Below are 24,538 nucleotides of genomic sequence, written 5' to 3'. Positions count from 1 at the left end.
ATCGCGCCTTCCCCTATTTCGTCGCCCCGTGCGGCTTACGCCGCAGGTCTCGCCCGTTGTTCCGTTAAACAAGGCTTTGAGCATCTGCGGTCTGTAGCAAAAAGGTAGTCAATGATGAGCGCAAGGCACTTTCTCTCCCTGATGGATTGCACGCCCGAAGAGCTGGTCAGCGTGATCCGTCGAGGCGTTGAGCTCAAGGACCTGCGTAACCGCGGCGTACTGTTCGAGCCTCTGAAAAACCGCGTGCTGGGGATGATTTTTGAAAAATCCTCGACCCGGACCCGGATCTCCTTCGAGGCCGGCATGATCCAGCTCGGCGGCCAGGCAATCTTCCTGTCCCCGCGCGATACCCAACTGGGCCGTGGCGAGCCCATCAGCGATTGCGCCATCGTCATGTCGAGCATGCTCGATGCGGTGATGATCCGTACCTTCGCCCATAGCACCCTGACCGAATTCGCCGCCAACTCGCGGGTGCCGGTAATCAACGGCCTGTCCGATGATCTGCACCCGTGCCAGTTGCTCGCCGACATGCAGACCTTCCTCGAACACCGTGGCTCGATCCAGGGCAAGACCGTGGCCTGGATCGGTGACGGCAACAACATGTGCAACAGCTATATAGAAGCGGCGATCCAGTTCGACTTCCAATTGCGCGTTGCCTGCCCGGAAGGCTACGAGCCGAACCCGGAGTTCGTCGCCCAGGCTGGTGATCGCGTGACCATCGTCCGCGATCCGCAAGACGCCGTGCGTGGCGCGCATCTGGTCAGCACCGACGTCTGGACTTCGATGGGTCAGGAAGAGGAAACTGCCAAGCGCCTCAAGCTGTTCGCGCCGTTTCAGGTCAACCGTGCCCTGCTCGACCTCGCTGCCGAGGACGTGCTGTTCATGCACTGCCTGCCGGCGCACCGTGGCGAAGAAATCAGTCTCGACCTGCTCGATGACCCGCGCTCAGTCGCCTGGGATCAGGCAGAAAACCGTCTCCACGCACAGAAGGCCCTGCTCGAGTTCCTCGTCGAACCGGCATATCACCACGCATGAGCCATGAATTACTGCTGAACCTGCGCAACCTCGCTTGCGGCTACCAAGATCAACGCGTGGTGCAGAACCTCAATCTGCACCTCAACGCCGGCGACATCGGCTGCCTGCTCGGCTCGTCCGGCTGCGGCAAGACCACCACCCTGCGCGCCATCGCCGGTTTCGAACCGGTGCATGAAGGCGAAATCACCCTCGGTGGCGAAACCCTCTCCAGCGCCGGTTTCACCCTGGCGCCGGAGAAACGCCGGATCGGCATGGTGTTTCAGGACTACGCGCTGTTCCCGCACCTGAGCGTGGCCGACAACATCGCCTTCGGCATCCGCAAGCACCCGAACAAGGCGCGCGTGGTCGAAGAGCTGCTGGAACTGGTCAACCTGAAAAACCTCGGCAAGCGCTTTCCGCACGAGCTGTCCGGCGGCCAGCAACAGCGCGTCGCTCTCGCCCGCGCCTTGGCGCCGGAACCGCAGCTGTTGCTGCTCGACGAGCCGTTTTCCAACCTCGATGGCGAGTTGCGCCGCAAGCTCAGCCATGAGGTGCGCGACATCCTCAAGGCCCGTGGCACCAGTGCGATTCTGGTCACCCACGATCAGGAAGAAGCCTTTGCCGTCAGCGATCACGTTGGCGTGTTCAAGGAAGGTCGGCTGGAACAGTGGGACACTCCCTACAACCTCTACCACGAACCGGCGACGCCGTATGTCGCCAGTTTCATCGGTCAGGGTTATTTCATTCGCGGCCAACTCGTCAGTCCGGAGTCGGTGCAGACCGAACTCGGTGAACTGCGCGGTAATCGTGCTTACACCTGGCCGATTGGCGGCGCGGTGGATGTGCTGTTGCGTCCGGATGACATTGTTTACGCGCCGGACAGCGCGTTGCAGGCGCAGATTGTCGGCAAGACATTCCTCGGCGCGGCGACCTTGTATCGCCTGCAACTGCCGACCGGCGCGCAGCTGGAATCGATCTTCCCCAGCCATGCCGATCATCTGGTTGGCGCGCAGGTCGGGATTCGCGTAGCGGCGGATCACCTGGTGCTGTTCCAGGCTTCGGGGAGCACTGCGGCACAGATTCCGGCGGTGGAAAACGGCGTCCGTCGATTCAGCACCAGCCTCTGATCTGCACTGGATAAAAATTGTGGGAGCGAGCCTGCTCGCGAATGCGGTGTTTCAGTCGCCGAAGATGTTGACTGAAAGAGCGCTTTCGCGAGCAGGCTCGCTCCCACAGTTGGTATTGCCTCAGCCTAAAAACAGGGTACCGCTGGCCACCAGCGTCGCATTGCCGCCAATCTTCACTCGCTCACCTTCCAGCCGACAGAACAACTCCCCGCCCCGCGCCGAGCGCTGGCACGCGGTCAGGTTCGATTTGCCCAGACGTTTGGCCCAGTACGGAATCAGGCTGCAATGGGTCGAGCCGGTCACCGGGTCTTCATTGATACCGATGGCCGGGGCGAAATAGCGCGAGACGAAGTCATGCTGGTTGCCGCGCGCAGTGACAATCGCCCCCAGCCACGGCAGTTTCGCCAGCGCCGCCATGTCCGGTTGGCAGTCGAGCACGGCCTGTTCCGAGTCCAGCACCACGAATAGCTCGTTGGAGCCGAGCACATCAACCGCCTCGACACCGAGCGCCCGCTCGACATCCAGCGTCACGCCGATTTCCGAAGGCACGATGGTCGGGAAATTCAGCCATAGCCGGCCGGCTTCGCGGCTGACACTCAGCGGCCCGGACTTGCAGGTGAAGTCGATGCGCTCGGCACTTTCCTTATAGATTTCGAACAGTACAAACGCGCTGGCCAGGGTCGCATGCCCGCACAGCGGCACTTCGGTGGTCGGGGTGAACCAGCGGATATGCCAGGCCTGGCCTTCGCGCACCAGAAACGCAGTCTCCGCCAGGTTGTGTTCGGCGGCGATCTTCTGCATCAAGTCATCGGCCAGCCAGCTGTCGAGCCGATAGACCATCGCCGGGTTGCCACTGAATGGCCGATCACTGAACGCGTCGACCTGATGAAACGCAAGCTGCATGATTTTCTCCCTGAATTGGTCGACCGAGCATGCAACGGCGGGCCGGATCACTGCCAGTGACAGAAGCGCAATTTTTTCTTCATACAGCCGGCGCGACTATTACGCCCGGCCGATATCGGCGAACTGCGCCTGGGTGTGCTCGGCCAATACTGCTGGCGCCAGCTCCACTTCAAGTCCTCGCCGCCCGGCACTCACATAGATAGTCGCAAACTCCTGAGCGGAATTGTCGATGAAGGTGCGCAGGCGTTTCTTCTGAGCGAGCGGGCTGATGCCGCCCAACAGGTAGCCGGTGGAGCGTTGCGCGGCGGCGGGATCAGCCATTTCGGCTTTTTTCACTCCAGCGGCATGGGCCAGGCCCTTGAGGTCGAGCGTTCCGACGACCGGCACCACAGCCACCAGCAGTTCGCCTTTTTCACTGGCGGCCAGCAAGGTTTTGAACACTTGCGCTGGTTCGAGCCCGAGCTTCTCCGCCGCCTCCAGCCCGTAGGACGCGGCCTTCGGATCATGTTCGTAACTGTGCACGCGATGTTCGGCACGAACTTTTTTCAACAAGTCCAACGCTGGGGTCATGGCAGCTCCGGGTTCGGCAGTCTTTGAAAAACCTGCGGCCGATTCTAGGTCATCGTTGGGCAAAAGGCTCTATTCCAGGCCGCGAATCCCGTGGCTTCGCGCTGCATTCAAGCTCATCGCCGCGCTGATCATTCACATGGCGAATAGTTTTATTGTGACCGACGGTTCACTTTCGACCTTTGACAGGTTTGTTTCTTGTCTATATTTTTTCGAATCTGAATAATGTAAGAATCATGCTCCGCGCAGTACCCAGCAGTAACCCGGGAACCGAATGGGGATTCCGACCCGGTGAAGATCGCGCCCTGCTCCGTTGGCAAGGCGCTACACAAGAAAAAGAACCGAGGTTTTCAATGACAGCTGCTTTACCGCAACCATCGCTTTCCGGCCAATGCATGGCCGAATTCCTGGGCACCGCCCTTCTGATCTTCTTCGGCACCGGTTGTGTCGCCGCGCTCAAAGTCGCGGGCGCCAGCTTCGGCCTGTGGGAAATCAGCATCATCTGGGGCGTCGGCGTGAGCATGGCGATCTACCTCACCGCCGGGGTTTCCGGCGCGCACCTGAACCCGGCCGTGAGCATCGCTCTGGCAATCTTCGCTGACTTTGAAAAGCGCAAACTGCCGTTCTACATCCTTTCGCAAATCGCCGGCGCCTTCTGCGGCGCGTTGCTGGTCTACACGCTCTACAGCAATCTGTTCTTCGATTACGAACAAACCCACCAGATGGTTCGTGGCTCGGCTGCCAGCCTGGAATTGGCCTCGGTGTTCTCGACCTACCCGAACCCGGTACTGTCGACGGCCCAGGCCTTTCTGGTCGAGATGATCATCACCGCGATCCTGATGGGCGTGATCATGGCCCTGACCGATGACAACAACGGCCTGCCACGCGGCCCGATGGCGCCGCTGCTGATCGGTTTGCTGATCGCCGTGATCGGCAGTGCGATGGGTCCGCTGACCGGTTTCGCCATGAACCCTGCGCGTGACTTCGGTCCGAAACTGATGACTTTCTTTACCGGTTGGGGTGAAATTTCCTTCACCGGTGGTCGTGATATTCCGTACTTCCTGATTCCGATTTTTGCACCGATTGTCGGTGCCTGCCTCGGCGCTGCCGGGTATCGCGGGCTGATTGCCCGTCACCTGACCGGTGCCACACCTGCTACAAAGGATGCAGAACCGGCCATTGACGGCAAACCAAGAACTTCTTGAAACAGTCGGCGCCGGCTCCTGCCCATCCGAGCCTGCGCCACGGCCCACTCTCGTTTTTTTCGTCCAAGGCAATCGACATGACCGACATTCAGAACAAGAACTACATCATTGCCCTTGATCAGGGTACGACCAGCTCGCGCGCGATCATCTTCGACCGCGACGCGAACGTGGTCTGCACCGCGCAGCGCGAATTCGTTCAGCACTATCCGCAGGCCGGTTGGGTCGAGCATGACCCGATGGAAATTTTCGCCACCCAGAGCGCGGTGATGGTTGAGGCGCTGGCCCAGGCCGGCCTGCATCACGACCAGGTCGCCGCCATCGGTATCACCAATCAGCGTGAAACCACCGTGGTCTGGGACAAGACCACCGGCCGTCCGGTCTATAACGCAATCGTCTGGCAGTGCCGCCGCAGCACCGAGATCTGCCAGCAGCTCAAGCGCGATGGTCACGAAGACTACATCCGCGACACCACCGGCCTGGTCACCGACCCGTACTTCTCCGGCACCAAACTGAAGTGGATCCTCGACAACGTCGAAGGCAGCCGCGAGCGTGCGCGCAACGGCGAGCTGCTGTTCGGCACCGTCGATAGCTGGCTGATCTGGAAATTCACCGGCGGCAAAGTGCACGTCACCGACTACACCAACGCCTCGCGCACCATGCTCTTCAACATCCACTCGCTGGAGTGGGATTCGAAGATGCTGGAGATCCTCGACATCCCGCGGGAGATGCTCCCGGAAGTCAAAGCTTCCTCGGAAATCTACGGCCGCACCAAGAGCGGCATCGCCATCGGCGGTATCGCCGGCGACCAGCAGGCAGCACTGTTCGGCCAGATGTGCGTGGAGCCGGGCCAAGCGAAAAACACTTACGGCACCGGTTGCTTCCTGCTGATGAACACCGGCGACAAAGCGGTGAAATCCCAGCACGGCATGCTCACCACCATCGCCTGCGGCCCACGCGGCGAAGTGGCTTATGCTCTGGAAGGCGCCGTGTTCAACGGCGGTTCGACCGTGCAATGGCTGCGCGATGAACTGAAAATCGTCAACGACGCCCACGACACCGAATACTTTGCCAACAAGGTCAAGGACAGCAACGGCGTGTATCTGGTGCCGGCGTTTACCGGCCTTGGCGCACCGTACTGGGACCCGTATGCCCGTGGCGCGCTGTTCGGCCTGACGCGCGGCGTACGCGTCGATCACATCATCCGCGCCGCACTGGAATCGATCGCCTACCAGACCCGCGACGTACTCGACGCCATGCAACAGGACTCCGGCGAACGCCTCAAGGCCCTGCGTGTGGACGGCGGCGCGGTGGCGAACAACTTCCTCATGCAGTTCCAGGCCGACATCCTCGGCACTCAGGTGGAGCGCCCGCAAATGCGCGAAACCACCGCACTCGGCGCTGCCTATCTGGCCGGCCTGGCCTGCGGCTTCTGGGGCAGCCTGGAAGAACTGCGCGGCAAAGCAGTGATCGAGCGCGAGTTCGAACCGAGCCTGGACGAAGTCGAGAAAGAGAAACTCTACAAAGGCTGGAAAAAAGCCGTCAGCCGCACCCGTGACTGGGCGCGCGAGGACGCTGAATAAGCCAGCCTTGAGTTACACATAGGCATCTAACTGGTCGGGAGCGGATTCCTGCGGCATCATGGGCAAATTTTGCTTGGCAGCCCAAAGGAAGCCCCATGAATCTGCCTCCCCGTCAGCAGCAAATCCTCGAGCTGGTCCGCGAACGCGGCTATGTCAGCATCGAGGAGATGGCCACACTGTTCGTTGTCACCCCGCAAACCATCCGCCGCGACATCAATCAGCTCGCGGAAGCCAATCTGCTGCGTCGCTACCACGGTGGCGCCGCGTACGATTCCAGTGTCGAAAACACCGCGTATGCGATGCGCGCCGATCAGATGCGCGACGAAAAGCAACGCATCGGCGAAGCCATCGCCGCACAGATCCCCGATCACGCCTCGCTGTTCATCAATATCGGTACCACCACCGAATCGATCGCCCGCGCCCTGCTCAATCACAGTCACCTGAAAATCATCACCAACAACCTGCACGTCGCCTCGATGCTCAGCGCCAAGGATGATTTCGATGTGCTGCTGACCGGCGGCAATGTAAGGCGGGACGGCGGTGTGGTCGGTCAGGCGAGTGTGGATTTCATCAATCAGTTCAAGGTCGATTTCGCCTTGGTCGGGATCAGCGGCATCGATGAGGACGGCAGCCTGCTCGACTTCGATTATCAGGAAGTTCGCGTTTCCCAAGCGATCATTGCCAATGCGCGGCAGGTGATTCTGGCGGCGGACTCGAGCAAGTTCGGGCGTAACGCGATGATTCGACTGGGGCCGATCAGCCTGATCGATTGCCTGGTCACCGATCAGCAGCCGGTACCGGCGCTGACGCAGTTGTTGAGTCAGCACAAGATTCGCTTGGAAGTCGTCTAGTTGCTTGTTCCCACGCTCCGCGTGGGAATGCCGCCCGGGACGCTCTGCGTCCCCTTTCAAAAGCCGACGCAGAGCGTCGGTGAATGCATTCCCACGCAGAGCATGGGAACGATCGGTTAACGCCCTCCGCGCCCCTCGCGCGCACTTCGTGTTCGAAAATTTTCCTTTCTCTGCCCTTCGATGAGTTTTTTCAATCGAACGCGACTGGCTGCGCGCGTGTTTATGGGCTACCATTTTCGCAAATGAACATTAATGTTCGATTTCCAAGACATAAAACCAAAAGAACCGAGGCCAGCCGATGTCCACCTCTACCTTGCGTACGCCCCCTCTCTCCGAGATCTATGACGTTGCCGTGATTGGCGGCGGGATCAACGGCGTAGGGATCGCAGCGGATGCCGCCGGTCGCGGTCTTTCGGTGTTCCTTTGCGAAAAAGACGACCTGGCCAGCCACACCTCGTCGGCCAGCAGCAAGCTGATCCACGGTGGCCTGCGCTATCTGGAGCATTACGAATTCCGTCTGGTGCGCGAAGCGCTGGCTGAGCGTGAAGTGCTGCTGGCGAAAGCGCCGCACATCGTCAAACCGATGCGTTTCGTCCTGCCACACCGCCCGCACCTGCGGCCGGCGTGGATGATTCGTGCCGGCCTGTTCCTTTATGACAACCTCGGCAAGCGCGAAAAACTGCCGGGTTCGAAAAGCCTGAAGTTCGGCGCCGACAGCGCGCTGAAAAGCGAAATCAAGAAAGGCTTCGAATACTCCGACTGCTGGGTCGATGACGCCCGCCTCGTGGTCCTGAACGCCATGGCCGCCCGCGAAAAAGGCGCCCACGTGCACACCCAGACCCGCTGTGTCAGTGCCCGCCGCACCAAAGGTTTGTGGCATCTGCATCTGGAGCGCGCCGACGGCAGCCTGTTTTCGATCACCGCCAAAGCCCTGGTCAACGCCGCCGGTCCGTGGGTGGCGAAGTTCATTCGTGACGACCTGAAGATGGAATCGCCGTACGGCATTCGCCTGATCCAGGGCAGCCACATCATCGTGCCGAAACTGTATGAAGGCGAACATGCGCACATTCTGCAAAACGAAGATCAACGCATCGTTTTCACCATTCCGTACCTGAACCACTTCACCCTGATCGGCACCACCGACCGCGAGTACACCGGCGACCCGGGGAAAGTGGCGATCACCGAGGGCGAAACCGATTACGTGCTGAAAGTGGTCAACGCCCACTTCAAGAAGCAGCTGAGCCGCGAAGACATTGTGCACAGCTACTCGGGCGTTCGCCCGCTGTGCAACGACGAATCCGACAACCCGTCGGCAGTGACCCGCGATTACACCTTGGCGCTGTCGGGCAGTACCGAAGAAGCGCCGCTGCTGTCGGTGTTCGGCGGCAAGCTGACTACCTATCGCAAACTTGCCGAGTCGGCGATGGCGCAATTGATGCCGTTCTTCACCCAGATGCGCCCGAGCTGGACCGCGACCGCCACCCTGCCCGGCGGCGAAGACATGACCACGCCAGAGGCGCTGAGCGCGCGAATTCGCGACAAGTTCGATTTCGTCCCGACTGAAATCGCCCGGCGCTGGGCCGTCACCTACGGCAGCCGCACCTGGCGCATGCTCGAAGGCGTGGAAAGCCTGGCCGACATGGGCGAACACATCGGCGGCGGGCTCTACACCCGCGAAGTCGATTATTTGTGCAGCGAAGAGTGGGCCACCACGGCGCACGACATCCTGTGGCGCCGTACCAAGCTAGGCTTGTTCACCACAGCGGAGGAGCAGCAGAAGCTCGCGACGTATCTGGGCAAGGTTGAGCAGAATCGGAAGATCGAAGCGGCTTGATCTCACCGTTCAAATGAAAGCCCCTGAATCGAGAGATTCAGGGGCTTTTTTGTACCTTCGGCAATACCCTGTCCATTGTGAAAGTGAGCCTGCAAGGAATTCATTCGGTTTTCCGAACGCGACTCCACGGTCGATTCGGTTAACCGGATCTCATCTTCAACAAATTACCGCCATAAAACTTTAATAACGTTATAAAACAACCGCTTAACTGACTTCGACTGCTCTGGCACGAGTCATGCTCTACACTCTCTCGACGAATGCCTGCTGTGCCGACACTTCAGGAGCCGTCAGGCATTCGAAGCACAAAAAGGGCCGACAAACTGGCTCCATAAAAAAAACAATGTCGAGGAAAATTTGATGCGCATCGTTCCCCATATCCTGGGCGCAGCCATTGCTGCCGCTCTGATCAGCACGCCAGTTTTCGCCGCCGAGCTCACCGGCACCCTGAAGAAGATCAAAGAGTCCGGTGTCATCACCCTGGGCCACCGTGACGCCTCCATTCCGTTCTCCTACATCGCTGATGCATCCGGCAAGCCGGTCGGCTACTCGCACGACATCCAGCTGGCAATCGTCGAAGCGATCAAGAAAGACCTCGACCTGCCGAACCTGCAAGTCAAATACAACCTCGTTACCTCGCAGACCCGTATCCCGCTGGTGCAGAACGGCACCGTGGACGTCGAGTGCGGTTCGACCACCAACAACGTCGAGCGTCAGCAGCAGGTCGACTTCTCCGTCGGCATCTTCGAAATCGGTACCCGTCTGCTGTCCAAGAAAGACTCCAAGTACAAGGATTTCGACGATCTGAAAGGCAAGAACGTCGTAACCACCGCCGGTACTACTTCCGAGCGCATTCTCAAGGCGATGAACGCCGACAAGCAGATGGGCATGAACGTCATCTCCGCCAAAGACCACGGCGAGTCCTTCCAGATGCTGGAATCGGGCCGTGCCGTTGCGTTCATGATGGATGACGCGCTGCTGGCCGGCGAAGCCGCCAAGGCCAAGAAAGCCGCCGATTGGGAAGTGACCGGCACGCCACAGTCGTACGAAATCTACGGCTGCATGATGCGCAAAGGCGACGAGCCGTTCAAAAAGGCTGTGGATGACGCGATCAAGGCCACCTACGCTTCGGGCGACATCAACAAGATCTACGAGAAATGGTTCATGCAGCCGATTCCGCCAAAAGGCCTGAACCTGAACTTCCCGATGAGCGACGAGCTCAAGACCCTGATCGCCAATCCGACCGACAAAGCGGCTGACGACAAGAAGTCCTGATTTTCTGACTAACCTTATCCCCTGAGGAGGCGCCTGCCTTTTCAGGGGATGGTCACTCCCTGCTGGCATTTTTCTGGAAACACTCGAACCGGTGGCTGTCGAGCCGATCGCGTGTGCCCGGTCTTTGAAAAAAGACTGGGGAGGGAACGGAGTTCCCCAGGCGGGCACTTGTACATCGATCGAATCGAGGGGAGACCCTAATGAATTACAACTGGGACTGGGGCGTGTTCTTCAAGTCCACCGGCGTGGGCAGCGAGACCTATCTCGACTGGTTCATCTCCGGTCTGGGCTGGACCATCGCCATCGCCGTCGTGGCGTGGATCATCGCCCTGCTGCTCGGCTCGCTGCTGGGCATCATGCGCACCGTGCCGAACCGCATCGTATCGGGCATCGCGACCTGCTACGTCGAGCTGTTCCGTAACGTGCCGCTGCTGGTGCAGCTGTTCATCTGGTACTTCCTGGTGCCCGATCTGCTGCCGCCGGATCTGCAGGAGTGGTACAAGCAGGACCTCAACCCGACTACTTCGGCCTATCTGAGCGTTGTCGTCTGCCTCGGTCTGTTCACCGCCGCCCGTGTCTGCGAGCAAGTGCGTACCGGTATCCAGGCGTTGCCTCGTGGCCAGGAATCCGCCGCCCGCGCGATGGGTTTCAAACTGCCGCAGATCTACTGGAACGTGCTGCTGCCCCAGGCCTACCGGATCATCATTCCGCCGCTCACCTCGGAATTTTTGAACGTGTTCAAGAACTCCTCCGTGGCGTCCCTGATCGGTTTGATGGAATTGCTGGCGCAGACCAAACAGACCGCCGAGTTCTCGGCCAACCTGTTCGAAGCGTTCACCTTGGCAACCCTGATCTATTTCACCCTCAACATGAGCCTGATGCTGCTGATGCGCCTGGTCGAGAAGAAAGTCGCGGTGCCCGGCCTGATCTCCGTGGGGGGTAAATAATGGAATTCGATTTCAGTGGCATCGTCCCGGCCATTCCCGGTTTGTGGAACGGCATGGTGATGACCCTCAAACTGATGGCCATGGGCGTGATCGGCGGGATGATTCTCGGCACGATCCTCGCGCTGTGCCGTCTGTCGCACAACAAGCTGCTGTCGAGCATCGCTGGCGCCTACGTCAACTATTTCCGCTCGATTCCGCTGCTGCTGGTGATCACCTGGTTCTACCTGGCAGTGCCGTTCGTGCTGCGCTGGATCACCGGCGAAGACACGCCGATCGGTGCGTTCACCTCGTGCGTCGTGGCGTTCATGATGTTCGAAGCAGCGTACTTCTGCGAAATCGTCCGTGCCGGTGTGCAGTCGATTTCCAAGGGCCAGATGGGTGCTGCTCAGGCACTGGGCATGAACTACGGACAGATGATGCGCCTGATCATCCTGCCGCAGGCGTTCCGCAAGATGACCCCGCTGCTGCTGCAGCAGAGCATCATCCTGTTCCAGGACACCTCGCTGGTCTACACCGTGGGCCTGGTGGACTTCCTCAACGCCTCGCGCGCCAGCGGCGACATCATCGGCCGCTCCAATGAGTTCCTGATTTTCGCCGGTCTCGTGTACTTCATCATCAGCTTCGCCGCCTCGCGGTTGGTCAAGCGTCTGCAAAAAAGGTTCGCCGTATGATCTCTATCAAAAACATCAACAAGTGGTATGGGGACTTCCAGGTGCTGACTGATTGCAGCACCGAGGTCAAGAAAGGCGAAGTGATCGTGGTCTGCGGCCCGTCGGGTTCGGGCAAGTCGACGCTGATCAAGTGCGTCAACGCCCTGGAACCGTTCCAGAAAGGCGACGTTGTGGTTGACGGCACGTCGATCGCCGATCCGAAAACCAACCTGCCGAAACTGCGTTCGCGCGTGGGCATGGTGTTCCAGCATTTCGAGCTGTTCCCGCACCTGACCATCACCGAAAACCTGACCATCGCGCAGATCAAGGTGCTTGGCCGCAGCAAGGAAGAGGCGACCAAAAAGGGTCTGCAACTGCTCGAGCGCGTAGGTTTGTCGGCGCACGCCCACAAGCATCCGGGGCAACTGTCCGGCGGTCAGCAACAGCGTGTGGCGATTGCCCGTGCGCTGGCGATGGACCCGATCGTCATGCTGTTCGACGAACCGACCTCGGCGCTCGACCCGGAAATGGTCAATGAAGTGCTCGACGTCATGGTGCAGCTGGCCCACGAAGGCATGACCATGATGTGCGTGACCCACGAAATGGGCTTCGCCCGTAAAGTGGCGGACCGGGTGATCTTCATGGACCAGGGCAAGATCATCGAAGACTGCCCGAAAGAGGAATTCTTCGGCGACATCAGCGCCCGCTCCGAACGCGCGCAGCACTTCCTCGAGAAAATCCTGCAGCACTAAAAGCAACACACCCGCACCCTGTCTGTGGGGTGCGGGCAGCCTGACAATGAGATCCCCTGTGGCGAGGGGATTTATCCCCGTCCGGCTGCGCAGCAGTCGTAAAACCTGTGCATGCGGTCTTTCAGTTAAACCGCAGTGATGGTTTTGGGGCCGCTTCGCGGCCCAACGGGGATAAATCCCCTCGCCACAGGCACAAACAAGTGTTGTGGTTGACCCAAGGCATCTGTGATGAAATGCGACCCCACTCTTTATCGCGCTGCAGAGCCACCACTTGCCGTGAAGCCCCGTCTGATCCGTCATCTGTTCCTGCCGCCACTGATCATCGCCCTGATGGTCGGGCTGGGTTTTATCGGCTTCTGGACCAGTGAACACTTCGGCATCCGCAGCCTCGGCGAGAACGGCCAGCGTCAGCTGGAACTGCACGCCCGCGCGGTCGAAAGCGAGATCAGCAAATACACCTACCTGCCCAGCCTGCTGGAACTCGAAACCAGTGTGCCGCAGTTGCTGGCCGACCCGACCCCGGAGCACCGGCAGACGGTCAACGATTACCTCGAAGGCCTGAACCGCCGCAGCCGCAGCCGGGCCATCTACGTGATGGACACCACCGGCCGGGTCATGGCCACCAGCAACTGGCGCGATGTCGACAGTTATCTGGGTGAAGACTTGTCCTTCCGCGCCTATTTCAAGGACGCCGTGCGCGGCCAGCCCGGGCGCTTCTATGGCATCGGCAGCACCAATGGTGAACCCGGTTACTACCTTGCCCACGGCCTCGAAGAGCACGGCAAGATCATCGGTGTCGCGGTGGTCAAGGTGCGTCTGGAAGCCATGGAAGAGCGTTGGCAACGGGCGCGTCTGGAAGCGTTCGTCAGCGATGAGAACGGCATCATCATTCTCTCCAGCGATCCCGCCAGGCGGCTGAAATCGGTAATTCCGCTGAGCGACGAGGTCAAGGAAAAACTCGCCCGCAGCCTGCAGTACTACTGGTTTCCACTCAACGAACTGCAACCGCTGGCCCGCGAGACACTGGCCGAAGGCGTGGAGAAACTGACCTTCCCGGCCAACAGCGAATTGCAGCCCGACGAAGACGACATCAGCTATCTGGCGCAAACCCGACTGCTGAGTGACACGCCGTGGAATTTCACCCTGCTCACGCCGCTGCAGGACCTGCGCCGCGAAGCGATCAATCAAGGCATTCTGGTGGCGGTAGCGTTCGCCCTGTTCGCCTTCCTGCTGATTGCCTGGAACGAGCGGCGCAAGGTCCTCGCCACCCGCCTCGCCGCCCGCGAAGCGTTGCAGGAAGCCAACAGCCAACTCGAACGTCGGATTACCGAACGCACCGCCGATCTGCGCGCCAGCAACGAACGCCTGAAGAGTCAGATCCGCGAGCGCCGCCAGGCCGAAGAGACGTTGCGCCGCGCTCAGGATGAACTGGTGCAGGCCGGCAAACTCGCCGCCATCGGCCAGATGTCGACCAGCATTGCCCATGAACTGAACCAGCCGCTGGCGGCGATGCGCACGCTGTCGGGCAACACCGTGCGCTTTCTCGAGCGCGGCCAGCTCGACGTCGCCAGCACCAACCTCAAGACCATCAACGACCTGATCGACCGCATGGGCCGGATCACCGCCAGCCTGCGTTCGTTTGCCCGGCGCGGCGACAACAAGGGTCAGGCCAGTCTCGGCAAAGCCGTCGACGCCGCCTTGCAAGTGCTCGGCGCGCGCGTGGAAAACACCGCGCTGCAGATTCACCGGCAGTTTGCCGATGTGCAGCTGCTGATCGATCAGACCCGCCTCGAACAGATCCTCGTCAACCTGATCGGCAACGCCCTCGACGCCATGCACGCGCAACCGCAGCCGCAGCTGTGGCTGGAGGGTGAAGAATTCAACGGCAAGTATCGCTTGCGGGTGCGTGACAATGGCCACGGCATCGACGCCGAAGCGCGCAAGCATCTGTTCGAACCGTTCTTCACCACCAAGCCCGGCGAGCAAGGCCTGGGACTGGGCCTGACCCTGTCCGCCAGCCTCGCCGCCGCCACCGGCGGGCACCTGGGCGTTGAACACCCGGCCGGCGGTGGCACTACTTTCGTCCTCAGTTTACCGTTGGTAAGCCCTCTTTCTGCCGAGCCAATATGAACCCTGAACTCAGTGTGCTGATTGTCGAAGATGACCCCCATGTGCTGCTCGGCTGCCAACAGGCGCTGACCCTCGAAGACATTCCGTGCATCGGCGTCGGCAGTGCCGAAGAAGCGCTAGCGCAGGTCGGCGACAACTTTGCCGGCATCGTCATCAGCGACATCCGCCTGCCGGGCATCGATGGCCTGGAATTGCTCACCCGCCTCAAGCAGCGTGATCGCAGCCTGCCGGTAGTGCTGATCACCGGCCACGGCGACATTTCCATGGCCGTCGGCGCGATGCAGAAAGGCGCTTACGATTTCATGGAAAAACCGTTCTCGCCGGAACGCCTGGTCGATGTCGCGCGACGGGCGCTGGAGCAACGCAGCCTCGCCCGCGAGGTTTCCTCGTTGCGTCGGCAACTGGCTGAACGCGACTCCCTTGAAGGGCGGATCATCGGTCGCTCGCCAGCAATGCAGAATCTGCGCGAACTGATCGCCAACGTCGCCGACACTTCGGCCAACGTCTTGATCGAAGGCGAGACCGGCACCGGCAAGGAGCTGGTCGCCCGTTGCCTGCACGATTTCAGTCGGCGCCACAGCAAACAGTTCGTCGCGCTGAACTGCGGCGGCCTGCCGGAAAACCTTTTTGAAAGCGAGATCTTCGGCCACGAAGCCAACGCCTTCACCGGCGCCGGCAAACGCCGCATCGGCAAGATCGAGCATGCCGACGGCGGTACGCTGTTCCTCGACGAAGTGGAAAGCATGCCGCTGCCATTGCAGATCAAGTTGCTGCGCGTATTGCAGGAACGCACCCTCGAACGGCTCGGCTCGAACCAGAGTGTGGCGGTGGATTGCCGGGTGATTGCGGCGACCAAATCCGACCTCGATGAGTCAAGCAAGGCCGGCGAGTTTCGCAGCGACTTGTACTACCGCCTCAACGTCGTGACCCTGGAATTGCCACCGCTGCGCGAACGCCGCGAAGACATCCTGCAACTGTTCGAACACTTCACCCAGCAATCGGCGCTGCGCTTCGACCGCGCGCTGCCGGAGCTGGACAACCAGACCCTGTCGAACCTGATGAGCCACGACTGGCCGGGCAACGTGCGCGAACTGCGCAACGTCGCCGAACGCTTCGCCCTCGGCCTGCCGGCCTTCAAGAAGTCCGGGGCCAGCGCCGGCCAGGGTCTGGCGTTTGCCGAAGCGGTGGAAGCGTTCGAGCGCAATCTGCTGGTCGACGCCTTGCAACGCAGCGGCGGCAACCTGACCCAGGCCAGCCAGGAACTGGGCATGGCCAAGACCACGCTGTTCGACAAAGTCAAAAAGTACGGGCTGAGCCACTGATGGATCTGATTCTCAAAGCCGCGATCGGCGCGGCAGTGGTACTGATCCTCGCGGCACTGTCCAAGACCAGAAACTACTACATCGCCGGCCTGGTGCCGCTGTTCCCGACCTTTGCCCTGATTGCCCACTACATCGTCGGCAAAGGCCGCTCGGTCGACGATCTGAAGACCACGATCGTGTTCGGCATGTGGTCGATCATTCCCTACTTCGTGTATCTGGCGACGCTGTATGTGATGGTCGACCGCATGCGCTTGGAAGCATCGCTGGCCGTCGCGGCGGTGGCGTGGCTGATGGCGGCGACGGTATTGGTGAGCGTGTGGGTCAGGCTGCATGCCTGAACCCACGCGCATCTGCCTCTAGCGACCGTAGACTCGGGCCAGTTGCGCGGACGACAAGGCATCCTCGAACGGCACCGGCACTGACTTCACCGCACCGTAGAGATTGCGGTAGCGCCAGTAGTTGCCGTTCTGCGCCAGTTGATAACCGCGCTCGACCACGCGCTGGCCGTCGAGCACGTAACGCAGGGTTTCCTGCGCGGCGGGCGGTGGCGTCGGTTGCATCAGGTCGGCGCTCAACACGCGCATGGATTCATCAATGCATTCATCCAGCACGGCGGTGACCTTGGCCAGGTCGAGGGCGCCGTCGTCGATGCATTGCTTGCCGCAACGACGAATCGGCTGACTGGCCACTTCGATGCGCATGCGGTACAGCGGCAAGCCGGCGATATCCTGCAATTGCACCTGATTGACCAGCACAAAACTGCCGCGATCGGGCGTCAGCATCAGCTTCGGTTCGATCAGCAAGCGTGCCGTCACCGCACCTGCCCCCTGCTTGAATCCGGACACCTGCGACGCCGCCTGAAAACGCTGTTGCAAGCGCTCCTGCAACGGCACGCCAGCGAGCAGGTCGGCCAGCGGCCGCGATTCGTTCAGCGCGGCTTTTTCGGCATCGCGCTGTAACGTACCGGAACCCATTTGCGTGTTGATCAGGCTGGCCACCAGAATCCCCGCCAGCCCAGCGCCCGCGCCGGAGCTCGACACCAGTGTGTAGCTGGAATTGGCCGCGTTCACTGCCGCCTTGCTGTCGATCACCGTGCTGGCGCCGACGAATTCCGCCGGCAGTTGCACGTCGACCTTGAGCCCGTGAGCCTGCACATAGCTCATCGCCGCCTGATCCTTGAAACCGGCCTCGGGTGCCGGTTTCTGCGCACAGCCAGGCAACGCCAGCAGCGAGATCACCGCAATGGTCAGCGCCAGACGTTTCATTGCGCGAACGGGGCGATCATTTGCTGCCGGCTGTTATCCATCGCCTGATAAAACGCGTTGGACAGGTTGGTGTAGGACGGCTCGTCCCACTCGCCTTGCGCGGCTTGCACAGCGGCGAATGGCTGGTACCACAAGAGTTTGTTGTCCGACAGATCAATCACCATGCCCTGGCCGCCGACCTGGGCCATCGGCACGCTGGTGGGCACGATGCTGTAGTAGCTGCGGGTGGCACCGGTGGCATAAATCGACACCAGCAGCAGACGGTCGATGCCGTGGGCGGCTTTCATCGGCGACAGGTCCTTGGTCATGTAGCCCTCGCGGAAATCGACTTCCTTGAAGGTCTTCAGATCGACCTTTTCATCAATGCGCTTGGCCTTGTAGCCCTTGGCCTGCAGCTTGGCGACGATGGCGTCGGGCAGGGTTTCCAGATCGCGCACTTGCCAGGTTTCGACGTTGGCGCTGAGCTTGCTGTTGACGCCGGCATTAATGGCGTAATCGAGGATGCCCTGATTGCCGGTCAGCGCCAGCACTGGCGACGGTACGACGGTAATGGCCACACCGATGGTCGGCTCTTTGGCATCCCAGAACTGTTTGTCCAGGGCCACGGGCGGTTGCACATGGGCGCAGCCGGTGAGAGTCAGTACGGCGAGCAGAGCCAGCGCGGCCCATTGACGTGTAGCGCGAAAAATCATGGATCAAGTCCCTATGTCTGAAAACGTTCCTGCGCCTTATCGGCAACAACGCGGCAAACAATAGTGGCACATTGATATTTTTTTGGCGACAGGATGCTGGCGCACTCTTACAGCAGATTGTTCGGCGCCGCCGGATCGACCTGCGCCCAATGCGAAGTATCCTCGCGATGCGCCTGCAGATACGGCAGCACCGCCGCCAGCAACGGTTCCTTGAACGCCTCCTGAAAGCGATGCGCCAGCCCCGGAATCAGTTTCAACTGACTGCCCTGAATGTGCGCCGCCAGATGTACGCCGTGCATCACCGGCAGCAGCGGATCGGCAGTGCCATGCACCACTAGCGTCGGCACGCGCAGTTGATTGAGCAAAGCCACGCGACTGGGTTCGGCAAGTATCGCCATGATTTGCCGTTTGACGCCTTCGGGGTTGAATGCACGGTCGTAGGACGCCGCCGCCTGTTGCAGCAAGGCCTGACGATCATCCGTCACCGCCGGGCTACCGAGTGCCGCGAGCAGATCGGCCTGTTGCTCCAGCGCCACTTCGCGGTTCGGCGCGCCCCGCCGCGAGAGCAACTGCACCAGCGCGGCACTCGGCGCCGGCAGGCCTTCAGCGCCGGAAGTGGTCATGATCAGCGTCAGGCTTTCCACCCGCTGCGGCGCCATCGCCGCCATGTGCTGGGCGATCATCCCGCCCATGCTCGCGCCGAGCACGTGGAATTGCTCAACCTTCAGCGCGGTCATCAAGCCCAGCGCATCGTCGGCCATGTCAGTCAGGCTGTAAGGGGCCGAGACCGGCAGACCGAGTTTGTAACGCAGCACTTCGAAGGTCAGATTGGCCTCGATAGGCGCCTGCCGCCAGGTCGACAGGCCGACGTCGCGGTTGTCATAACGAATCACCCGAAACCCTTGCTGACACAGCGCGACCACGACTTCGTCCGGCCAGTGGATCAACTGTCCTCCCAGGCCCATGACCAGCAACAGCGCCGGGTCTGATGCACGGCCGATACTTTGATAGGCAAGACTGACCTGCGCCAGCTCGGCGTGCTCGGTCGGCACGTTGACATCACAGCGTCCGGCTGCAAACGAGCCGGCCCCGAACAAAAGCGCGGCCAACGAGGCCGCGACTGAAAACAATCTCTTGAACATGAAAAACACCAAAACGCAGCACCCCAGTAGAGCGCGAGTCTGATGAAGTTCGTGCGAGCGCGCTGCCACAGTTGCATGACAGTTTGATGAAGAGTGCCGAGCGGTCGGCTGTCGATTGCATCGCCGGATCCTGGCCGGCACATCGACAAAGCCAACGTCATGAGACAAACTCACCTTCCCCGCATTCGTCACAAGTTTTCTTCATGGAGCCCGCCGGTGCTTGAAATCCGACATCTGAAAACCCTGCATGCCCTGCGCGAGGCCGACAGTCTGGTCGATGCCGCCGACCGTTTGCATCTGACACAGTCAGCACTGTCGCACCAATTCAAAGAACTGGAAGAGCGCATGGGCATGCAGTTGTTCGTACGCAAGACCAAACCGGTGCGCTTCACCAGCGCCGGTTTGCGCCTGCTGCAACTGGCCGACGCCACCCTGCCGCTGTTGCGCGCCGCTGAACGGGACATCGGTCGGCTGGCCGGTGGCACCGCCGGGCGTCTGCACATGGCTATCGAATGTCACAGCTGCTTTCAGTGGCTGATGCCGACCATCGACCAGTTCCGCGATGCCTGGCCGGAAGTCGAGCTGGACCTGGCTTCGGGTTTTGCTTTCGCGCCGCTGCCGGCACTGGCCCGTGGCGATCTGGATCTGGTGGTGACCTCCGATCCGCTGGAAATTGCCGGCATCACTTACGTGCCGCTGTTCACTTACGAAGCCATGCTCGCGGTGGCCAATCAGCATGCGCTGGCGAGCAAGCCGTACATCGTTCCCGAAGACTTGCTGACGGAAACGCTGATCACCTACCCGGTCGAGCGTGATCGTCTGGACATCTTCACCCGCTTCCTCGAACCGGCCGACATCGAACCGGCGCAGGTGCGCACTTCCGAGCTGACGGTGATGATGATGCAACTGGTCGCCAGCGGCCGTGGCGTCTGCGGCATGCCGCACTGGGCGCTGCATGAATACAGCTCGCGCGGTTATGTGAAGGGCAAACGGTTGGGTGAAAAGGGCTTGTTCGCGACGCTGTACGCGGCGATTCGCACCGACATGCTCGATGCGCCGTACATGCGCGATTTCCTGCTGACCGCCAAGGACACCTCGTTTTCGACCCTGGATGGTGTCAGCGCCGTACGCTGATCTGCTGTGCAGGAGATGATCGTTCCCACGCTCTGCGTGGGAATGCCTCAACGGACGCTCTGCGTTCGGCTTTGGATGGGACGCAGAGCGTCCCGGGCTGCATTCCCACGCAGAGCGTGGGAACGATCAGCAGGCGGAAATTATCGCTGGGTCAGAGCTGGCGCCACATGTGGATCTTGTCGAAGTAGTCTTCGCCCACCCGCACGGCGAGCGGTTCGAGGCCGTACTGAATGAAGCCGCAACGCTGATACAACTGAAAAGCCGCGTCATTGCCAGCAGTCACGGTGAGCTGCAGCAGTTTCAGCGCCGGATGCTTTTGCGCTTCGACCAGTGCCGCCTGCACCAGATCGAAGCCCAGCCCCTTGCGACGAAAATCCGCCGAGACATACATGCCGAACAGCGTGGCCTTGTGTCGTGCCTTCTCGCGCGGTTCGAACGCAAGGCCGACAATCCCGGCCAACGTCCCGGCATCGAATGCCCCCAGCACCACATCGAGCTTGCTGGTCAGGCGCCCTTCCCACCAACTCAACGGCATCACCGCGCGTTCGCGCACGCTGGAAGTGAAGGCCTGCGGATGCCGGTCATAGGCTTCAAGCATCAGTTCGCGGTAGGCCAGGGCGTGGCTGGCGTCCAGCCGCTCGATCCACATGTCAGGCGGCCCGGCGTTGTTCGAGCATCAGCTTTACAGCGAGGCCGCCGAGGACCATGCCCATGAAATAACGCTGCATCGCCAGCCACGTCGGGTTGCGCACAAACCACGAGGCGATGCCTGCGGCGAACAGCGCGATCAACAGATTGACGCTGAAGCTGACGCTGATCTGCGTCAGGCCGAGGATGATGCTTTGGGTGAACACCGAGCCGTGCTCAGGGCTGATGAATTGCGGAAATACCGACAGATAGAACACGGCGATTTTCGGGTTCAGCGCACTGGTGAGAAAGCCCATGGTGATCAATTTGCGCGTCGAGTCCGGCGGCAATTGCTGCGCTTCGAACGGCGAACGTGCGCCGGGTTTCAGCGCTTGCCAGGCCAGCCACAGCAGGTACAGCGCGCCGGCCCATTTCAACACTTCATAAGCCATCGGCACGGCCAGAAACACCGCCGTCAAACCCGCCGCCGCGGCGAACATATGCACGAAGAACCCGCCAACCACGCCAAGCAACGAAGTCACTCCGGCGCGGCGCCCCTGACAGATCGACCGCGAGATCAGATAGATCATGTTCGGCCCCGGCGTCAGCACCATCAGCAATGCGGCGGCGGCGAAGATCAGCAGGTCTTGCAACGGGATCATGGCAAAGTCCTTTGCGGGAATGATCAGGCGAGTGCCGTCAGTGAACGGCGATAAAACGGCAGGATGTGCTCGCGTGTCAATGGCGCCAGCTCGAGCGCCGGATCAGTGGCCGGATCGACCCAGATGACTTCCTCGATCTCCGCCGCCGGGCAGACATCAGTGTCGATGGTCAGTTGAAATATTTCCGCATGGACAATGAAGCCCGGCTCGTTGGCGGCGGGGGCGGAAAAACTGTTGAGGAAAATCGCCTGCGCCGGGTCGATCTGCAGCCCGAGTTCTTCTTCCAGCTCACGGGCCAATGCGTGCACTGGCAACTCGTGGGCTTCGATCTTGCCACCCGGTTGCATGAACGCCGTGGTGCCGCGCTTGCGCACCAGCAGAGTCTGGCCTTGCGGGTTGAGCAGCAGCGCAGCGGCGATATGAATGGTCGACATAAAGGAATCCCTTGGCGTAAAAGCGCCAAGGATCCCATGCCCGTCAGACGGAAGCCAAGCCACGAAGCTCAGGTCGCTTCCTGAAAATCCAGTTCCGGCGGCTGCCGGCGGAAACCACCGGTCAGCACGGCGAGATACACCACACCAATCGCCAGCCAGCTCAGCCCCAGCCACACCGCCAGATGATCAAGGCTGACCATCAGCCACAGGTCGGCCACCAGACCGATCAGCGGGCAGAGCAGAAAAAGCAGCAGCTCGCGCGGACCTTTTTTCTCGCCGCCGATCCAGTAATGGAAGATCACCGACAGGTTGACCAGGCTGAACGCCAGGAACGCGCCGAAGTTGATGAACGAGGTCGAGGTGGTGACGTCGAGTTTCAGCGCCAGCAACGCCACCGCCGCGCACAACAGAATGCTGTTGACCGGGGTGCCGAAGCGCGCGTGCAAGGTGCCGAAAAATGACTTCGGCAAGACGCCGTCGCGGCCCATGGCGAACAGCAGTCGCGAACCGCTGGCCTGGGCCGACAGCCCCGAGGCGAACTGGCCGACGATCAGGCCGATCAGGAAGATCGAGACGAACAGGTCGCCACCGATATTGCGCGCGATTTCATAGGCAGCCGAGTCGACGCTGTCGAACTGGAACGATGGATGAGCGATCTGCACGAAGTACGAAACGCCAACGAAGATCAGGCCACCGATCAAGGTGATCAGCATGATCGCCCGGGGGATGGTGCGGCGTGGATCGCGGGTCTCTTCGGTCAGGGTGCTGACTGCGTCAAAGCCAAGGAATGAATAGCAGGCAATCGCCGCGCCGCTCATGATCAGCGGCATCTGCATGTCGCCGTTGAAGAACGGTTTGATCGACCACAGCGGCGTGCTCGCATCGCCGCCGATGTAGTGCACGCACAGCGCAACGAAGGCGATCAACACGAGGAACTGCACCAGCATCAGCAAAGCGTTGATGCCATTGGCCAGTTTCAGCCCGACGATGTTGATCGCACTGGTGATGCCGATGAACGCCAGCACCCAGATCCACTGCGGGATCGACGGAAATGCCGAAGCCAGATAAGCGGCGCCGATCAGCCAGATCGCCATCGGCAGGAACAGGTAATCGAGCAACACCGCCCAGCCGGCAATGAAACCGAGTTTCGGGCTGATTGCCTTGCGCACGTAGCTGTAAGCCGAACCGGCGACCGGGAAAGCGGCGGCCATGCGTCCGTAACTCATGGCGGTGAAGAACATTGCCACCAGCGCGGCCAGGTAGGCGGCCGGCACCATGCCGGCGGTGGACTGGGCGAGGATGCCGAAAGTGCCGAGGACAATGATCGGCGTCATGTAGGCGATGCCGAACAGCACCACCGACCCTAGCGAAAGGGTGCGTTGCAAACGAGCCATGGGCGACTTACTCCGAATGTTATTGGATTTATGGCAGAGCCGGGTTCGGCGAAAATTCGGGTGTGGCTGATCGTTCCCACGCTCTGCGTGGGAATGCCTCAATGGACGCTCTGCGTCCGCTCTTGGGACGCGGAGCGTCCCGGGCTGCGTTCCCACGCAGAGCGTGGGAACGATCAGGTACAGCAGGTCAAGGAATCAGCAGCTCGCGCAGACCAGAAGCCTGCTCCACCACCTCCCCCGGCAACTTCAAACGCTGATCATCCAGATAGCGATAATCCTTGCGCGCAATCTCCAGTTGCGTGAAATCCAGCTCGACCCTGAACCGCCCTTCTTCGCGCCCGGCCTCGAACAGCAGCGCACCCAGCGGATCGACCAGCGCACTGCCGCCGGCAAACACCAGGCCGTCATCCCCCGCCTCGACGCGATTGACCATCAGCGCAAACGCCTGGTTTTCCTGGGCGCGGGCCATGATCGCGGTGCGGTGGGTCGGGCCGTACGGGTCCATGTTGCCGTTGGTGACGATGAGCAATTCCGCACCCAGTTGCGCCAGGGCGCGGGCGGTTTCCGGGAACTCGATGTCGTAGCAGATCAGCAGGCCCACGCGCACACCGTTCCACATACAGGTGGCGTAACGGTCGCCGGCTTCGAACACGCCGCGATCCGAAGCCCACAGATGGGTCTTGCGGTATTTCAGGGCGATGCCTTCGGGGGTGATCAGCAGCGTGGTGTTGTAGAAGCGGCCGTTGTCGTTTTCGGCCATGCCGATCACCACAGCGATGTTGCGCTCACGCGCCGCCCCGAGCACGGCGCTGACGGTCGGGCCGTCGAGCGGTTCGGCGATCTGCGCCACGGTTTCGGCGTTGGGGAAGCCCATCAGGTGGGTTTCCGGGAATACGATCATTTGCGTGTCGGCCGCGCAGGCAGCAATCGCCGCCAGTGCGCGTTGCAGGTTGTAAGCCGTGTCGTTGTCACGGCCCGCCAGTTGGGCGAGTTCGACTTTCATGGTTATCCCTTGTTATGTGGCCCGGCCCGGA

At 60.9% G+C, this 24,538-nt stretch carries 24 protein-coding genes; 14 read left to right on the top strand and 10 right to left on the bottom strand.

Translation table 11 applies throughout. From position 1 onward, the window contains the following. Nucleotides 1-114: 114 nt before the first annotated feature. The gene (gene argF / locus JWU58_RS06360) at nt 115-1,035 is read left to right on the top strand and encodes an ornithine carbamoyltransferase (protein WP_024014160.1); all 921 of its coding nucleotides are present in this window, start codon (nt 115-117) and stop codon (nt 1,033-1,035) included. Further along, complete coding sequence (locus JWU58_RS06355) at nt 1,032-2,141, top strand: ABC transporter ATP-binding protein (RefSeq protein WP_039758375.1); 1,110 nt, start codon at nt 1,032-1,034, stop codon at nt 2,139-2,141. The genes argF and JWU58_RS06355 overlap by 4 nt, the downstream gene beginning before the upstream one ends. A 120-nt stretch (nt 2,142-2,261) precedes the next feature. Here the strand turns inward: JWU58_RS06355 and JWU58_RS06350 are convergent, their stop codons facing one another. After that, a complete protein-coding gene (locus tag JWU58_RS06350) occupies nt 2,262-3,044 on the bottom strand; it encodes a PhzF family phenazine biosynthesis protein (protein ID WP_125917685.1) in 783 nt (260 codons plus the stop codon). 99 nt (nt 3,045-3,143) lie between these two features. Then, nucleotides 3,144-3,614 carry a Cys-tRNA(Pro) deacylase gene (gene ybaK, locus JWU58_RS06345; RefSeq protein ID WP_206421629.1) on the bottom strand — a complete coding sequence of 157 codons (471 nt, stop codon included), beginning with the start codon at nt 3,612-3,614 and terminating at the stop codon, nt 3,144-3,146. A gap of 350 nt (nt 3,615-3,964) precedes the next feature. On the opposite strand from ybaK, the gene JWU58_RS06340 reads away from it, so the two are divergent. From JWU58_RS06340 to JWU58_RS06290, 11 genes are all read left to right on the top strand, one after another. Continuing rightward, nucleotides 3,965-4,816 carry an MIP/aquaporin family protein gene (locus JWU58_RS06340; RefSeq protein WP_016773396.1) on the top strand — a complete coding sequence of 284 codons (852 nt, stop codon included), beginning with the start codon at nt 3,965-3,967 and terminating at the stop codon, nt 4,814-4,816. 77 nt (nt 4,817-4,893) lie between these two features. Beyond that, nucleotides 4,894-6,396 carry a glycerol kinase GlpK gene (gene glpK, locus JWU58_RS06335; RefSeq protein WP_042607375.1) on the top strand — a complete coding sequence of 501 codons (1,503 nt, stop codon included), beginning with the start codon at nt 4,894-4,896 and terminating at the stop codon, nt 6,394-6,396. Nucleotides 6,397-6,491: 95 nt separating this feature from the next. After that, a complete protein-coding gene (locus JWU58_RS06330) occupies nt 6,492-7,247 on the top strand; it encodes a DeoR/GlpR family transcriptional regulator (protein WP_095181782.1) in 756 nt (251 codons plus the stop codon). 298 nt (nt 7,248-7,545) lie between these two features. Beyond that, on the top strand, nt 7,546-9,081 hold the full coding sequence (glpD, locus tag JWU58_RS06325) for a glycerol-3-phosphate dehydrogenase (RefSeq protein WP_206421628.1): 1,536 nt from the start codon (nt 7,546-7,548) through the stop codon (nt 9,079-9,081). 357 nt (nt 9,082-9,438) lie between these two features. Then, on the top strand, nt 9,439-10,353 hold the full coding sequence (locus tag JWU58_RS06320) for a glutamate/aspartate ABC transporter substrate-binding protein (protein WP_206421627.1): 915 nt from the start codon (nt 9,439-9,441) through the stop codon (nt 10,351-10,353). 200 nt (nt 10,354-10,553) lie between these two features. Continuing rightward, nucleotides 10,554-11,300, top strand: coding sequence for an amino acid ABC transporter permease (locus tag JWU58_RS06315; RefSeq protein WP_056790046.1), 747 nt, complete (start codon nt 10,554-10,556; stop codon nt 11,298-11,300). Continuing rightward, the gene (locus tag JWU58_RS06310) at nt 11,300-11,971 is read left to right on the top strand and encodes an amino acid ABC transporter permease (RefSeq protein WP_016773391.1); all 672 of its coding nucleotides are present in this window, start codon (nt 11,300-11,302) and stop codon (nt 11,969-11,971) included. Before JWU58_RS06315 ends, JWU58_RS06310 begins: the two co-directional genes overlap by 1 nt. Then, nucleotides 11,968-12,702, top strand: a complete 735-nt coding sequence (locus JWU58_RS06305; RefSeq protein ID WP_016773390.1) for an amino acid ABC transporter ATP-binding protein — start codon at nt 11,968-11,970, stop codon at nt 12,700-12,702. The genes JWU58_RS06310 and JWU58_RS06305 overlap by 4 nt, the downstream gene beginning before the upstream one ends. A gap of 228 nt (nt 12,703-12,930) precedes the next feature. Continuing rightward, nucleotides 12,931-14,832 (top strand): two-component sensor histidine kinase AauS, encoded by a 1,902-nt coding sequence (gene aauS, locus JWU58_RS06300; protein ID WP_206421626.1) that lies wholly within the window; start codon nt 12,931-12,933, stop codon nt 14,830-14,832. Continuing rightward, nucleotides 14,829-16,154, top strand: a complete 1,326-nt coding sequence (gene aauR / locus JWU58_RS06295; protein ID WP_024014166.1) for a two-component response regulator AauR — start codon at nt 14,829-14,831, stop codon at nt 16,152-16,154. Before aauS ends, aauR begins: the two co-directional genes overlap by 4 nt. Before the next feature lie 8 nt (nt 16,155-16,162). Beyond that, nucleotides 16,163-16,492, top strand: coding sequence for a GlpM family protein (locus JWU58_RS06290; RefSeq protein WP_177342732.1), 330 nt, complete (start codon nt 16,163-16,165; stop codon nt 16,490-16,492). 18 nt (nt 16,493-16,510) lie between these two features. On the opposite strand, the gene JWU58_RS06285 is transcribed toward JWU58_RS06290, so the two are convergent. From JWU58_RS06285 to JWU58_RS06275, 3 genes are all read right to left on the bottom strand, one after another. Next, nucleotides 16,511-17,419, bottom strand: a complete 909-nt coding sequence (locus tag JWU58_RS06285; protein WP_123443743.1) for a hypothetical protein — start codon at nt 17,417-17,419, stop codon at nt 16,511-16,513. Then, entirely contained in the window at nt 17,416-18,111 is a 696-nt protein-coding gene (locus JWU58_RS06280; protein ID WP_024014168.1) for a hypothetical protein, read from the bottom strand. Before JWU58_RS06280 ends, JWU58_RS06285 begins: the two co-directional genes overlap by 4 nt. Nucleotides 18,112-18,218: 107 nt before the next feature. Beyond that, nucleotides 18,219-19,253 carry an alpha/beta fold hydrolase gene (locus tag JWU58_RS06275; RefSeq protein ID WP_206421625.1) on the bottom strand — a complete coding sequence of 345 codons (1,035 nt, stop codon included), beginning with the start codon at nt 19,251-19,253 and terminating at the stop codon, nt 18,219-18,221. 216 nt (nt 19,254-19,469) lie between these two features. Between JWU58_RS06275 and metR the strand changes: the two genes are divergently transcribed. Next, on the top strand, nt 19,470-20,387 hold the full coding sequence (gene metR, locus JWU58_RS06270) for a transcriptional regulator MetR (RefSeq protein ID WP_016773382.1): 918 nt from the start codon (nt 19,470-19,472) through the stop codon (nt 20,385-20,387). 151 nt (nt 20,388-20,538) lie between these two features. Here the strand turns inward: metR and JWU58_RS06265 are convergent, their stop codons facing one another. The 5 genes from JWU58_RS06265 to JWU58_RS06245 all read right to left on the bottom strand — a co-directional run bounded on the left by JWU58_RS06265 (nt 20,539) and on the right by JWU58_RS06245 (nt 24,507). Then, nucleotides 20,539-21,036 carry a GNAT family N-acetyltransferase gene (locus JWU58_RS06265; RefSeq protein WP_122507768.1) on the bottom strand — a complete coding sequence of 166 codons (498 nt, stop codon included), beginning with the start codon at nt 21,034-21,036 and terminating at the stop codon, nt 20,539-20,541. A 1-nt stretch (nt 21,037) separates the two neighbouring features. Further along, nucleotides 21,038-21,676: a LysE family translocator gene (locus JWU58_RS06260; RefSeq protein ID WP_122507769.1), complete on the bottom strand. Its 639-nt coding sequence runs from the start codon at nt 21,674-21,676 to the stop codon at nt 21,038-21,040. Nucleotides 21,677-21,699: 23 nt separating this feature from the next. Beyond that, a complete protein-coding gene (locus tag JWU58_RS06255; protein WP_071173448.1) occupies nt 21,700-22,110 on the bottom strand; it encodes an NUDIX hydrolase in 411 nt (136 codons plus the stop codon). A gap of 68 nt (nt 22,111-22,178) precedes the next feature. Beyond that, nucleotides 22,179-23,504, bottom strand: a complete 1,326-nt coding sequence (locus tag JWU58_RS06250; RefSeq protein ID WP_024014173.1) for an APC family permease — start codon at nt 23,502-23,504, stop codon at nt 22,179-22,181. Nucleotides 23,505-23,691: 187 nt separating this feature from the next. Beyond that, nucleotides 23,692-24,507, bottom strand: a complete 816-nt coding sequence (locus tag JWU58_RS06245; RefSeq protein ID WP_206421624.1) for a carbon-nitrogen hydrolase family protein — start codon at nt 24,505-24,507, stop codon at nt 23,692-23,694. Between the last annotated feature and the right edge of the window lie 31 nt (nt 24,508-24,538).

This window comes from Pseudomonas atacamensis, from assembly GCF_017167965.1.
GTDB lineage: Bacteria > Pseudomonadota > Gammaproteobacteria > Pseudomonadales > Pseudomonadaceae > Aquipseudomonas > Aquipseudomonas atacamensis.
Note: the sequence above shows the minus strand (reverse complement) of the source record. Positions and strands in the feature narration are given on the sequence as shown.